This is a genomic window from Leptospira andrefontaineae (assembly GCF_004770105.1).
In the GTDB taxonomy this organism is placed as follows: Bacteria; Spirochaetota; Leptospiria; order Leptospirales; family Leptospiraceae; genus Leptospira_B; species Leptospira_B andrefontaineae.
In genome coordinates this window covers 240291-254255 of the sequence record NZ_RQEY01000019.1, presented here as the reverse complement: position 1 = coordinate 254255, position 13965 = coordinate 240291, and the positions used below count along the sequence as shown (strand labels likewise).

General features: G+C 38.1%; 13 protein-coding genes. 10 read left to right on the top strand and 3 right to left on the bottom strand.

Features of this window, described 5'->3' with window-relative positions:
• The first annotated feature begins 41 nt into the window (after positions 1-41).
• From EHO65_RS15290 to EHO65_RS15255, 8 genes are read left to right on the top strand one after another with little or no spacing between them, the layout of a single operon-like run.
• Entirely contained in the window at positions 42-974 is a 933-nt protein-coding gene (locus EHO65_RS15290; RefSeq protein WP_135775431.1) for an ABC transporter ATP-binding protein, read from the top strand.
• Positions 975-977: 3 nt separating this feature from the next.
• Positions 978-1706: an ABC transporter permease gene (locus tag EHO65_RS15285; RefSeq protein ID WP_135775430.1), complete on the top strand. Its 729-nt coding sequence runs from the start codon at positions 978-980 to the stop codon at positions 1704-1706.
• Positions 1703-3637, top strand: coding sequence for a motility-associated ABC transporter substrate-binding family protein (locus EHO65_RS15280; protein ID WP_135775429.1), 1935 nt, complete (start codon positions 1703-1705; stop codon positions 3635-3637). The genes EHO65_RS15285 and EHO65_RS15280 overlap by 4 nt, the downstream gene beginning before the upstream one ends.
• Positions 3630-4742 (top strand): DUF4340 domain-containing protein, encoded by a 1113-nt coding sequence (locus tag EHO65_RS15275; protein ID WP_135775428.1) that lies wholly within the window; start codon positions 3630-3632, stop codon positions 4740-4742. Before EHO65_RS15280 ends, EHO65_RS15275 begins: the two co-directional genes overlap by 8 nt.
• On the top strand, positions 4742-5371 hold the full coding sequence (locus EHO65_RS15270; protein WP_135775427.1) for a hypothetical protein: 630 nt from the start codon (positions 4742-4744) through the stop codon (positions 5369-5371). Before EHO65_RS15275 ends, EHO65_RS15270 begins: the two co-directional genes overlap by 1 nt.
• Positions 5368-6768: a UDP-N-acetylmuramate--L-alanine ligase gene (locus EHO65_RS15265; RefSeq protein WP_135775426.1), complete on the top strand. Its 1401-nt coding sequence runs from the start codon at positions 5368-5370 to the stop codon at positions 6766-6768. The genes EHO65_RS15270 and EHO65_RS15265 overlap by 4 nt, the downstream gene beginning before the upstream one ends.
• A complete protein-coding gene (gene pheS / locus EHO65_RS15260) occupies positions 6765-7790 on the top strand; it encodes a phenylalanine--tRNA ligase subunit alpha (protein ID WP_135775425.1) in 1026 nt (341 codons plus the stop codon). Before EHO65_RS15265 ends, pheS begins: the two co-directional genes overlap by 4 nt.
• A 1-nt stretch (position 7791) precedes the next feature.
• The gene (locus EHO65_RS15255; protein WP_135775424.1) at positions 7792-8217 is read left to right on the top strand and encodes an acyl-CoA thioesterase; all 426 of its coding nucleotides are present in this window, start codon (positions 7792-7794) and stop codon (positions 8215-8217) included.
• Between the two features lie 38 nt (positions 8218-8255).
• On the opposite strand, the gene EHO65_RS15250 is transcribed toward EHO65_RS15255, so the two are convergent.
• Positions 8256-8717 carry an SRPBCC domain-containing protein gene (locus EHO65_RS15250; protein WP_244243546.1) on the bottom strand — a complete coding sequence of 154 codons (462 nt, stop codon included), beginning with the start codon at positions 8715-8717 and terminating at the stop codon, positions 8256-8258.
• A 135-nt stretch (positions 8718-8852) separates the two neighbouring features.
• Between EHO65_RS15250 and EHO65_RS15245 the strand changes: the two genes are divergently transcribed.
• On the top strand, positions 8853-9650 hold the full coding sequence (locus EHO65_RS15245) for a helix-turn-helix domain-containing protein (protein ID WP_135775423.1): 798 nt from the start codon (positions 8853-8855) through the stop codon (positions 9648-9650).
• Between the two features lie 102 nt (positions 9651-9752).
• Complete coding sequence (locus tag EHO65_RS15240) at positions 9753-11102, top strand: hypothetical protein (RefSeq protein ID WP_135775422.1); 1350 nt, start codon at positions 9753-9755, stop codon at positions 11100-11102.
• A gap of 29 nt (positions 11103-11131) precedes the next feature.
• Here EHO65_RS15240 and EHO65_RS15235 read toward each other — a convergent pair whose 3' ends face one another.
• Both EHO65_RS15235 and EHO65_RS15230 read right to left on the bottom strand, forming a co-directional pair.
• Complete coding sequence (locus tag EHO65_RS15235) at positions 11132-13420, bottom strand: ankyrin repeat domain-containing protein (RefSeq protein ID WP_135775421.1); 2289 nt, start codon at positions 13418-13420, stop codon at positions 11132-11134.
• 4 nt (positions 13421-13424) lie between these two features.
• Complete coding sequence (locus EHO65_RS15230) at positions 13425-13937, bottom strand: TlpA family protein disulfide reductase (RefSeq protein WP_135775420.1); 513 nt, start codon at positions 13935-13937, stop codon at positions 13425-13427.
• Positions 13938-13965 lie beyond the last annotated feature (28 nt).

Here is a 13965-nt window from a genome sequence, read left to right as displayed (position 1 = left end):
AAATATCTTCTAATCTCCGGTAGGACCGGACAGAAAACAATATGATAAAAGTAAGGAACCTTTCCAAATTTTACGGAGAGAAATTGGCCATTGATCGTCTGAATTTCGAACTCAAAGAGGGAGAAATTGTAGGCTTACTCGGCCTTAATGGTGCAGGAAAAACAACCACGATCCGGATACTCACTGGTTACCTAATGGCAACCGATGGATTATGTGAGTTTAACGGACTTAACACATTCGAACATCCTATTGATGTGAAGAAGAAGATAGGTTATCTTCCGGAGACTCCTCCTCTTTATCCGGAATTAACCGTTGCTGAATATTTAACTTTCGCAGCTAGGATCAAACAGATCTCTGAAGAAGATATTTCTTCCGAACTGAATCGAGTTTTAGGTCTTACTGATCTTACTCAAGTACGAGAGAAGGTGATCGAAACTCTTTCTCTAGGATTCAGAAAAAGAGTAGGGATCGCTCAAGCTATTTTAGGAAATCCTGAAATTATCATCATGGACGAACCTATTTCCGGCTTGGATCCGAAACAAATAGTAGAAATTCGTAATCTAATTCACGGTTTGAAAGAAAAACATACAATTCTTCTTTCGAGTCATATCCTTCCTGAAGTTTACAAAACATGTAATCGATTTCTTTTCTTGCATAAGGGAAGATTGGTATATCAATGTGATCGCCAGGAATTAGAAAGAGAGATGGAAAATCTTTCCGGCCTAGAAGTAACCTTATCCGGAAAATCCAGATCGGAAACTGAAATCTATCTGAATGGGATCGCAAACAAGTCGGGTGCGACATTCAAATTTGTTGGAGAAGATTCAGTTGGCTCTACTTTTCTGATCAACACTTCTTCTGAAAGGAAGTTTAAAGAAGAATTATATTCCGGAATTTCTTCTTCCGGTATCCTGCCTGAATTTATTCGTAAGCAGGATGTGACCTTAGAACAAATCTTTATGAACAAGGTTTAATTCATGTTTCGAAATATTAAATGGATCTTCTGGAAAGAAGTCAGGGTATTTTTCGGTACCTACTTGGCCCCTTTGGTTTTAGGTGGTACTGCGTTCTTAAATTCGTTATTCGTATTGATCCTGAATTTTAACTCGGGAACAAATTACACCGAGACCACGATCATTACTTTTATCTCCTTCATGAGCACGATGCTGATCGCGATGTTGATCGTTGCAATGGGCTCTATCACTGAAGAAAAGAACAGAGGGACGTTGGAGTTATTATTTACCGCTCCGATTTCGGATATGGAGATCGTAGTAGGTAAGTTTTTATTCGGAACATTTGTATGCGCGATCATCTCTATCGCAGTAGATGGACTATTTCCTCTCTTCTTATATTTCTTTTGGAAAGCTCCATTATACATAGTTGCTTCCGGGACGATCGGAGTGTTCTTACTCGGATTATTTACTTTTGCAGTAGGTTTGTTCGGATCCAGTTTGGGAAAAAACCAAATGATCTCTCTTTTGATCTCAATCGCGATCTTGTTAACTCTGTGGGTGATCGGATACTTTTCTCATTTATTCGATGCTGCAACAAGAAGTGTTTTGTTCCACTTGCATATATTCACACACTTTATCAGTTTTTCGAAAGGAGTGCTCCCTTTGAGCAGTACCGTTTTCTTTATCAGCGGAACGATCTTCTTTTTGTATCTGACCGTAAAAGTTTTGGAATCTAGGAGATGGAGAGGATGAAATCAAATCTAATTTCCAGAGTTCTTTCCTGGGCAGCCATCGTATTTTTATTACTCTTCTTCCCGGTTTACGAATCTTTTTCAAACACGGGAGTCCGATGGGCAATTTCAATTATCGTTCTATCTGTAATTGTCGGATCCGGATTTTTATCATATATAGGTTCTAAAAAAGAAGATAAGGAAATCAACTTACTCATCTCTTCCGGACTTGGCATTATATCTTTAGGGATTTATTTCCTGAGAGTATATTTAGAAGATCTTTCTTTGCAAAAAGGTGGAACTGCTCCTGTTTGGATCACAAACTTAAGGGAATTCCTTTTAGTCTTCTTGGTCCTCTTTGTATTAGGAAGTGTATTCCTAGGAATATTAAGAGAATGGGAAAGAAGTTCTTTTGAAAACCAATCCAGTCTGAAAGGAAGAAAACAAAGCCTTGTTCGGGATTTCTTCCTCGGAACAGGGATACTTCTTCTTATTTTAATATTAGCAAATTATATTTCCGTAATGAGAAATCATAATTTCGATCTAAGTTCCAAGGGAGTTCATTCCTTCTCCATTGAAGCTAAGAAGATCCTAAAAGAAATTCCGGAAGGGGCAGAAGTAGACGTAATTGCTTTTTATCCTCGCCCATTGGACAGCACCGCAAGAAATGCGGATGGAAGTTCTTCTTTAGCTCTAAAAAGAATTCGCCCAGATCTTGAAATTTTACTTAGCCAGATGGTTTCTATTCATCCCGGATTCAAAGTAAAGTTTATCAACGCAGATGTTGAGTTGGACGAGATCGCCGAATTCGGGCAGGTCTCAAACGGCAATATTTTGATACGTTATCGTAAAGCCGGTGCAACAGCAGGGCCTTATCCTGAACAAAAGGTCGGAGTTAAAGATAAGTCCGAGCTGGAAGATCTAGAAAGAAGATTGGTTCAGGCTTTTATGAACGTTACCACTAAGGAACGAAAAGTTTATTTTACGGAAGCAAATGGAGAAAGATATTCTCAAACTTTCCAAAATCTTCCGAATGAAAAGTTGGTTCGTTTTGCAGATGCATTATCCTTTTTGAATTTTAAATCCACAGGAATTGGATTTCAGAACAATTGGCCTTCTAAGATTCCGGATGATGCGGAATTTTTGGTTATCGCTGGGCCTACAGTTCCGTTCTCTCCCGAAGCAAGAGCTTCTATCTTGGATTTTGTTTTTAAGAAGAAGGGAAAACTTTTCATCACTATAGAACAAAGGGGTGCGGAAAGTTTCGATTGGCTTTTAGAAGCTGCTGGATATACTTTTTCCAAAGGAAATCTTTCCCAAAGCCCGAGTAGGGCACCCGGTTTGATCCTTACGAAAGCTTTTAGAGATCATGCGATCGAAGAATCTCTTTCTAAAAAAGATACAGGGATTGTTTTTCCTTACGGAGGATATTTCGAACAGAAACCTCCGAAAGATGCCTCCGAAATAAAGTTAGATGCTTCAATACTTTTAGAAACCGGTGGAGATGTTTACTTAGATAAGAATGGGAATGGAAAACAAGAGAAGGAAGAAGAGAAAAAAAATCTTCCGATCGCTTTGGTATTAAAAACCAAATCTGCTACTCCTGTCGTTCCTCCTGCAGATCCGAATACACCACCTATTACTTTACCTGAAACAAAATCAGAAGATGAAGGAAGGATCGTGATCTATTCCGGAACTTCTTGGATCACAAATCAATATATTCCTTATGAGGCGAACTACGAACTTGCCGGCGCTTCTGTGACTTGGATGTACCAAGACGTTAGTCTTCCTGCGATCGCTCCTAAAAAAGAAGAGATTGAAACTGTTTCTTTAACAGACGGACAGAAAAGAGCTGTGTGGATTTTAGGAATGTTCTTATTCCCTGGGCTTATTGCAGGTCTTGGCTCCATCTATGTGATCAAACGAAAAAAGGCCGGACAGAAGAATGCGTAATAAACTTTATCTACTCGGCTTAGTAGTCGTTTTACTTTTTCTGGCCTTCTTCCTTTTGGAAAAAACTAAGGAAGATGCGACAGAGATTGAATATTGGAAACTATCTTTAGATCGTATCGAATATTATCCTCCTAGTGAACAATGGGTAGAAAGAACCGGAGATAAATTTTATTCTAAACCTTTTACGATCTCTGTGAAAGGAGGGATCAAGAAGGGAGAAAAATTTTTCACAGTATTAAACAAAGATGCTGAGACCGGCGCCGATATAGAATACGAAGGCGGTTATAATTCTGACAATACCGTTAGAGATTTTGGGACCTATAGAGTAAAAGGAACAGAAGAGATCTTAGAAGGGATCCAAATCAAAGATTCTTTGCAGCTCGGAGAAGATTCTCCTAAATTGGTTTTCTATTCAGGGAATGTTTCCAAAACTTTGAGGATTGGAAAAAAACATTCTTTGGGTTCTACTCGAGTAATTTTACATGAGGGACCGGTCCGTAATATTTTAACTTCTTCTTCCTATCTATTTGATAGATTCCAAAAAGGTCCCCAAGATTTCCGTCAAAAAAGTATTCTGACCTTGAATAAGGAATATGTAAAAGAAATTTCTTATATAGATGAGAACGGGACTTCTATTCGTATCGATAATACCCCATTCGAATCCAATAGTATTAAAAAGAATTTTTGGCGTAGACTTTCCGGAGAGATTATCTTACTGGAACCGAAGCTTGGAGAGGATCTATATAGATACATGACTGGTTTGAAGGTGGAAACTTTTCCGGATGATGAGAACGGAGCAGGATTCGGTATAGGCAATATTTTGGCTCCTAACGCGGACAAGTCCGAATTTTCCTTAGCGAGTGTAAAAGTTTTGATTTCCGATGGGAACGAGATCGTATATCGTTTCCATAAAGAGACAACCATCGGAGATAAAAAGCTGACTCCGATCATCCGAATTATAAATTCTAATTTTAAAGAACCTCCGGTATATGTAGTGGCAAATGCGTTTACTCAAATCCAAACGGCTGCCAAGGCGATCAAGGATGCAAAAGCAATTGTAAAACCTGATAAGTCTAAACCTGGAAATACTTCTCGGAAAAAATAATGTTTTTGATCACACCGAACTCGGAACTCACGGAAGTAGAAAAGTCCAAACTTTCACTCTTAGAGAAAATTTTCAGAGCTCCTACGGAAGCTTTTGATCTGTATCTTAGAAATGCTTCCATAGGTAGAAAAGAATTATTAAGATTACATTATGCACTTTGGGTGCTTGCCCCAATCTCCAAAATTGCAGGTAATCTGATTAAAATAATTTTAGATTTGGTTTTCGGAGATGAGGTAGATTTTAATCCGTTCTCTGGAGTCATAACATCTCTTATCATCTATCCTGTTTTACTTTTTGTAGTTTCTCAGTATGATGTGGTACGGGTATTTTATAGAAAAGTGGATCGTACAAAAGGGGAGAATTATCCGGCAGCGGATGTTTTGACTCTCGCATTTTTGGCCTTCTCTGCTTCTTCCGTGTTTTGGATCCTTCCAAGTCCGATCAATTTGGGACTGATAGGAATTTCATTTTTGTATTCTGTTTATCTTTCCTATATTGGAATGAAAAGAGTAAGCGGAGTAGACTCTAAGGAAATTCTAATATTCTTTCTTTTTGGAAGTGCTTATCTTTTGAGTATTTCTTTATTCTTTGTATTCATTTATAATATCATTAGGACCTTATTAAATTGAAAATCCATCTGATAGGGATAGGCGGAATAGCAATGGGGAACCTTGCTTCTATGTTAAGAAGTCTAGGTCATGAAGTTTCCGGCTCCGATGCTGGAGTGTACCCTCCCATGTCTGACAAATTGAAAGAGTGGGGAATTCCTTACTCGGAAGGTTTTGATGCAGAGAGGGTTAAAAACAAGGATCTGATCGTAGTAGGGAACGCAACCTCAAGAGGAAATCCGGAAGTAGAAGAAGTCCTTAATTCGGGATTGGAATATGTTTCCATGTCCGCTGCTTTAGAGAGATATATTCTTGCCGGAAAAAAAGTCGTAGTCGTTGCAGGAACTCACGGCAAGACCACGACTACATTTTTGATCCACCACTTACTGAAAGAGACAGGATTGAATCCGGGGTTATTCGTAGGTGGAATTCGTAAGGATGGATTTCCGGGTTTCGAATTTACTGACGGAAATTATTTCGTAATCGAAGGTGATGAGTATGATACTGCATTCTTCGATAAGGCATCTAAGTTTTTACATTATAGACCTACTTATGCAGTATTGAACGCATTAGATTTTGATCATGCAGATATTTTCAAAGATATAGGCGAAATCGAAACAATGTTCTCTCGATTATTGAGACTTGTGCCTGGTAACGGAAAAGTTTATTATTGGGCAGGTGCTGCTAATCTAAAAAGGATTTGTGGAGAAGCTTCCAAATTCATTAAATCAGAAGCGTTTGAATTTAATAAAAAGGATTCAATTCTCACTCGGAAGAAGGGAGAATTATACTCAGGCCAAAGACTTCTTCGCCCTGGATTTTTCGGAAATCATAATTATAGAAACGCAGAAGTTGCCCTAAGGGTTTGCGAAGAGATATTAAAAAAAGAAAATATTCCTAAGGCAAAAGAAAAGTTATTAGATGCGTTGGAATCCTTCCCTGGTGTAAAACGTAGACAAGAGATCTTATTCGATTCCGCCAGAAGTATTCTGATCGAGGATTTTGCACACCATCCTGTGGCAGTTGAAGAAACGATCCGCTCTGTTAAGCAAAGATTTCCAGGTTTTAAAATTATCAGCTTGTTTGAGCCTAGAAGTGCTACTTCTCACCGAAACGTTTTCCAAAAGGAATATTCTTTTGCCTTTAAGGGTTCCGCAGTGACCATGATTACTGAAATTTATAATCTGAAAAAGGTTGCTAAGGATAGCCGTCTGGACGTGAAAAAGCTGATCTTGAAACTTCCAAAACATTCTGGCACCCTTCCATTTTACTGCAAGGACCCTAAGGATCTGGTCCAGAAAGTTCGGAAAATCCTTCCCCAATTCGAGAAGGATAAAATCCTGATCCTAGCGATGTCCAATGGGGCTTTCGGCGGAATTTATCCTTCATTGAAGGAATTGGTCGGATCTAGAAAATGAATCTATCGGAAGAATTAGACAAAATTTTTGAAGAAGCAAATCGGTTGATCGGATCTTCCGTCGACGAAGCGGATCTTGACAAAAATAAGAACGAGTATCTGGGTAAAAAAGGAAAACTTACCTCAGTACTAAAAAACCTTGCTTCCTTATCTATCGAAGAAAAAAAAACTGTGGGCCAAAAGGCAAACGACTTATCTAAAAATTTAGAAGAGATCGTTTCCAAAACCAGAGAAAATCTCAAGACCAAAGGTTTTAAAGAACAATCCGAAAAAGAATGGTTCGATGTACTTCGTCCTTTGGGAGAAACTGAGCCGGGCTCATTACATCCTATTACAAAAATTCAATATGAGATCGAGGACATTTTTACCTCGATGGGTTTCGAGATCTGGGATGGACCGGAAGTAGAAACAGATTTTAATAATTTCGGCGCTTTAAATTTTACTGATGATCACCCTGCGAGAGACATGCAGGACACTTTCTATTTGGAAAATGGAAACCTTCTTCGCACACATACTTCTGCGATCCAAGTTCGTGCATTAAGAAAATTGAAACCTCCTTTTAAGATCATCGGGCCTGGCCGAGTCTTCCGTTATGAAGAAGTGGACGCTTCTCATGAAACATCTTTCTATCAGATAGAAGGTATGGTAGTCGGAAAAGATATCTCCGCAGGTAATATGCTTTATACGATGGAAGTCCTACTTTCCAAAGTTTTCGAGAAAGAAGTAAAAACCAGGCTTAGACCTGGATTTTTCCCATTCGTAGAACCCGCATTCGAGTTAGATATCAATTGCCAGGTTTGCGGAGGAAGTGGCTGTTCCGTTTGTAAACAATCCGGCTGGTTGGAACTAATGCCTTGTGGTTTGGTTCACCCGAACGTTTTCAAATTGAACGGTTTGGATCCTAAAGAATGGACCGGATTTGCATTCGGGCTCGGACTTGATAGATTAGTGATGATGAAATACGGGATCCACGATATCCGTTATTTACATTCAGGCAATCTAAGATTCTTAAAACAATTCTAATATGATTATCACTCCGATCCAAACCAGATGGAACGATTTGGATCCTTTCGCTCATGTGAATAATGCAAGATACATGTCCTATTTTGAAATAGGAAGAGTGGATTATTGTTCCAAGAAGTTTAATACAAAAGATATCTATGATGTTCCATTCTTACTTGCAAGAATGGAAGTTGATATGCTCAAAGCGGTAGAACTTTTTCATCCTATAGAAGTTTGGACCTGCGTTTCTAAAATAGGAAATAAGTCTTGGGACTTTACTTCTTTGATTCGCCATAGCGAGACCAAAGAAATTTTTACTAAGGCGAAAACGGTCCAAGTTTCTTACGACCATAGAAACAAATCCTCTATTCCGATCCCTGATTGGATCCGGAAAATTTTGGAAGAGGATTTGGAGATATTCAAAACCAATTTTGAAAAAGTAGATTGAATTCTCCATTTCTATCATCTTGCTCAAAACTTAGATTATCAATCTTCTCCCATTGGAAGCTCTAAAGGTTTTCCTGTTTCCGCTAAACTTTTAATAGATGATAAAACTCTCGCCCATCCCCCATCTGCAGAACGCTCATAAGATGGGTCTCCTTCTTTAATTTGATCGTTCACTAATTTTAACCTGGTTAACTTACCATAAGGTTCTAAAGTATAGACCGTCCTGGACTCAAAGTTTTTGTAATGTTCTCCATATACGGAGCCGACCAAAAGAGTCATTGATAGGATTTTATTCGGAATAATTTCCAGAATTTTTCCTTCTACATGAACTGTTTTGTCTCCTGAAGGGCCAGGTCCTATATAAGCGTAATTACTTCCTGTTTTGAAATCGGATTCGATCCCGCACCCGTGAAAAATTTTGCTACTTTCTTCCTTAGAAACTAAAATGTTCCAAACTAGTTCAGGTTTTGCTGCTATATAAATTTCAGATTTGATTTCCATAATGTCTCCTGAGTTCGATCCGATCGATCTTCTCTTCGTTTTTGTATGAAGAAGAATAACAGAGCACTAAACAAAAAGATTGTAAAAACGCGACAAATAGGGAGAATTTGAAAGAAATAAATCCAGGGTCCGATCTTGAAAACAGACTTAAACAAACCTAGAGGGATCATCAAATCCATTACGGGAGAGAATTGGAGTTTAACTAGAAGTGCTCCTTCTCAGGACTTAAGTTTTTTCGTGGAACATTATTGGTCTGTTCGATGGGACATGAGAGAAGCAGGACCTATGGTCCAAGAAAATCTTCCACACCCATCCGTTCATTTGGTTTTTGAAAAAGAGAATACCAAAATTTTCGGAGTGGTTAGCGGCAGATTCTCACAAAGGTTAGAAGGAGAAGGTCGTGTGTTCGGGATCAAGTTTAAACCCGGCGCATTCTACCCATTTTACAAAAGATCATTATCAGAGATAACAGACAAAACAATTCGAATAGAACAAGTTTTTGGAATTCCAACCGAGCCATTGGAACGAGAAGTATTCGAATTAGATTCCGAATCCGATCTAGTACAATTTGCAGAAAATTTTTTATACGAAAGACTTCCTGAAGAAGATGAAACAATCAGCTGGGTCAATGAACTAACCGAAAAAGTTTCTAACGATAGATCTATCTTGAAAGTAGAGGATATGGTCCGACTTTCCGGAATGAATAAACGATCTTTACAACGTATCTTCAATCAATATGTGGGAGTCGGTCCTAAATGGGTGATCAATCGTTACAGAATGTTTGAGATTTTAGATCGGATTACCAAAGATACTGACTGGGTCGAATTAGCATTGGAACTCGGATATTTTGATCAGGCACATTTTATAAAAGATTTCAAACGAATGGTGGGTAAAAGTCCGGAAGAATATTCCAAAAGTATTCCGGAAGCTTAAATAGATCTGTAACCTGGGGGATATATAGGAATTCCAATTGAAGCAATAAATTCTTTACAAAATCTAAAAATTCTCCATCGTTTGCTTCCTTTTGGACTCCACATGAAACGATACTTATTCTTAACAATTTTATTATCCTTCCTCTCATTTCCTACATGGTCTCAGACTGCAAACCTTTGGCAGACGATTATCGGTGGAGAACAATATAACGGTATGGTCGCCAAAGATTGTCCGGAAGATCTACCGGGTCACTTCGTGATATTGAAAGACGGCAGTTCTGTTATTATTGGATCTGCAAATGATTGCAGCAGACTCGATACAAATTCGCTCGCAGAAAAAAGAAAATATTCTAATGCTTGGGCAACAAAGATCGACGGAAACGGAAATCCTGTCTGGTGGAGATACTTGTTTACTGGCAAACCGATCGACCTGGGCGGATATACTCAATTCGTTTTGAATCATGAAAGTGTGTTATCTAAACTCACTCGCGAAACATCAGACGGTGGATTCGTTACGATGGGAACTATGGGTTCCGTTGAGAAAAAACAGCTCGCGTTTATGAAATACGATTCTGAAGGTAAACTAGTTTGGGACAAATATATTCTACCGAAAGATTTTTGTGATTCATTCTGTGGAGAAACAGACGTAGCGGTTTATCATCTACATGAATTATCCAATGGAAAATGGACCGCTATTGTTTCTGTTCAATCTAGGATCGAAAAAGAAACTGTCGAAGGTAATATCACTAGAGTCTCTAGTACGATCGAGACTGCATATCTATTCGTTCGGTTCTCTAAAGATGGAGATCTTAAGTTTATAAAACAACTAAAGGATATCAAAAATTTCCCTGAAACTAGTTTAGGATTTTCTGATGGAGGGGTAATCCTAGCGGAGAATACAAGCATCCATTCGGGAAAGGAATCCCAGAAAGATGTAATCCTTCATAAGATTGATGAAGACGGGAAACCTGTTTGGAAAAAGCAGTACGGTAAATCAGGAATAGAAGAATGGGCTTCTAGGATCATTCCTGTTTCAGACGGGAATCTGCTTCTAGCTGGGGCAGTAACTCCAAGTCCAAGAAACACTCAGACCTGGCTTATGAAGTTGAATCAAAATGGAGATGTAATCTGGGAAACAGTCCATAAAATAGAAGGACTTGGATTCTTAACCGATATTATAGAAACTCCCGAAAAAGATTTTATGGCACTTTCTGCGGATGGGGAAGGTCCTTTACGTTTAGTAAAATTTTCCGTCGAAGGAAAAAAGATTTGGGAGAAAAAACAAACCAAAAGACTTTATTTGGCTCACCGTATCGTAAATGTTTCGGATGGATTTATCATAGTAGCTTATACAAAAGGAAAGCCTGCGCTCTACATAGATGCATTATTGATCAGAACCGATAAGGAAGGTAATCTTTCAAAAGAAGCAGTTCGGAAGAATTTTCCAAATTAGGAACATGATTTAGAAAAAGATAAGCCAGGTCACTCCACACAGTTTACCTGGCATTCCGCCCCTGCTTTTTTAAGTATTTTTACTATATTCGGGTTCTCGTACCGATTCTTTTGGACTGCCCAATCCATAGGAGTCCAACCAATATTATCTTTTTCGTTAACTCTCGCGCCGGCTTGGATCAATAGTTTTAAGGATTCCGGATCTCCACTTTCGGCAGCTTTATGAACAGGCGTCCAACCCTCGTCGTTCTTCATATTCAAGTCCGATCCTCTTTGTAGAAGTAATCGAGTAATATCAGGAAATTGAACAGATAAATGTAAAGGAGTCATTCCATCATTTCGAGTAGCATTTGGATCAGCTCCAGATCTTAAAAACAAAGTGCATAACTCATAGAAACCATGAAGAACAGCTCTATGAAGCGGAGTTTCTCCTTCTCCGTTTTTAGAATTCAGCTCAGCTCCTATTTGTAAAAGAAAGGAAGATATTTCATAATATCCGAAACCTGCCGACTTATGTAGAGGAGTATTATCCAAATAATCTTTTGTGTTTGGATCCGAACCTCTTAACACAAATCGATTGATATCTTCTATTTTCCTTTGGCGAACGGATTCGAAAAAATCCGAATCCAAATTTGAATCGGTTTTGATGGAACTTCTCAAAATTTTTAAAGAGTCGGGACTGATCAGGATCGTATCGTTTTCAGCTAATCTTTGTGCAGCGTTTTTACCCGAATCTGAATGTATAGAATTTGGATTGGCTCCTAACTTGATACATGTGTCCACTTGGGTTCTGGATTTTTTATCTATTCCTTCATGAAGAAGAAGGTCCGCTCTTTCCTGATCGAATAAATTTTTACCGACTTGAGGAGCGGCCTTGGTACGGAAATGATTGAAATACTTTATCTGTTCTTCCGAAACGAATTCTGATCTTGCTAAAATTTCTAGAATCTGTTTGAAACCTTCTCCTATCTTCTCTATATAATTTTTCTTACGATCCGGGTCCGATTCTAAGGCTTCTGCCAAAAATGATTTTTCTAAACTTTGATATGATCCTGAAAGTTTACTTTGTAAATAAGATCTTCCAGTAGTTTCGGAAGTAAGGATCTTTCTTTCTACTCTTGATCTTAATGCGGAAGATTCCGGTCCTGATCTTAATTTGATAAGTTCGCTGCGAACGGATCTATAATTTAAGATTGCACCTGTGAAATCAAAATCCGCATAAAGTCTATCTCCTTCTTTCTCTTGGAGACCGAAAATCAGAAAATTCAGTTTTTCTATCCGATCATCCAATGCTTTTTCAAATTCAGGCAATCGGAAAGAAGAAGGTGTTTTAGAAGTGTAATCTTTTTTGAGATCCTTATAATCTTCATTTAATTTTTTCAAAGAGGAGATCTCTCCACCTTTCTGAGCGGATAAGTCCATTTCGGAAAACTTATCTTTGTATATTAGAAAATAAGAATTAGATATTTTGCCTCGAATATTTTTTAGATAATCCGACATCTCTGTTTTGGACCTATCGGAAAGCCTCTGCTCTAAAGCGTTTAATGTATCTACATATTCTGGAATGGATTTTTCATAGAGTTTTTCTTTTACTAGATCATCCGCTTTGGAAAGTTTTGGCCGGATCGTTTCTATAAAACTTTTAGCGCCTTGGTCTTCTACTTTGAAATTTAGGACGTTGATCTCTCCGGTTTTATCATCTTGGACCTTAAAACTGGGAAATTCTACTTTCTCCACTGCCCCAGGGAATGCTGCTGCAAAATTGATCGCGTACCTTGGATCGATTAGTTTTCGTCCCGCTTCGGAAGAATAATAATCGATTTGGTATTCCGGAAATTCCAGATCAAAGGAAGTTTTGATCGTATAAGTTAGGGCTACCGAATCCCTTTTTTGGGATCTTAAATTGATCTTATAACCTTTATTTGAAGGAAAAATTGTGCCGGAGATCAGTTCATCTGCGTCGATTGCATCTGCGATTTGTTTCATACAGATCTCATCGCTACAGTTTAACTTTTGATTTAACTCTACTTGTTTTAGAAGCGCTGCCAAAGAATCGTCGTCGGCAATATTGAATTTTCCTTCAAAATTTCTTAATATAGAATTGATGATCCCGTTCCTAAATCTGTTTTCTAAGTATTTGGGAACCCCATTCTCTAATTTGAGTTTATGGATATATATTTTCTGAACTGAATTTTCTTTAGAGAGAATTCCCGTGCTGGAAAGAAAGAATAATAAGAGAATACAATTAAATTTTAAAAAGGTGATCCTTGTTGGAGTTCCAACAATCCGAGGCTGCGGCTTTACAGAAAAAACTTTCAAAAGATTATTTCCTATTTTCCAGAATGGAAATCATTTTGGACCAGTTTTCTTCGTTGTATCCATATTCTTTGAATAGGACTTTTTTCTTGTTAACGACTATGGTTGTAGGAGTTCCTGGAAATTCTAAAATTCTCATACTTGTTTGTAAGCTATCAAAATATAAGGAAGCTTGCTTTTTGATCCCTAACTCATTGGCTAATTTAGAAACGGAATTTGGATCATCTCCTACAAACACGATCCAAAGATGTAGTTTCGTTTTTGGATGAGAGCCGTTCCATTTTTTAGAATATTCTAATAGATTTGGGACTTCTTCTTTGCAAGGAGGGCAGTCAGAGCTAGTGAAATTTAGAATAACCAGATCTTCTTCCGGTATTTGGTTAAGTTCTTGGTATAATGTTTTTCTTTCTAGATCCAAGGAATAAAGGGGAACGTTTGGGATCTCGTATTGATCTTTTGGACTTGCGGAAAGATTTCCAAAAGTAACCAGTGAGATTAGGACCAAAAGGATCTTTTTCATACAAAAAACAAAAGGGTTTTTTCTTTTG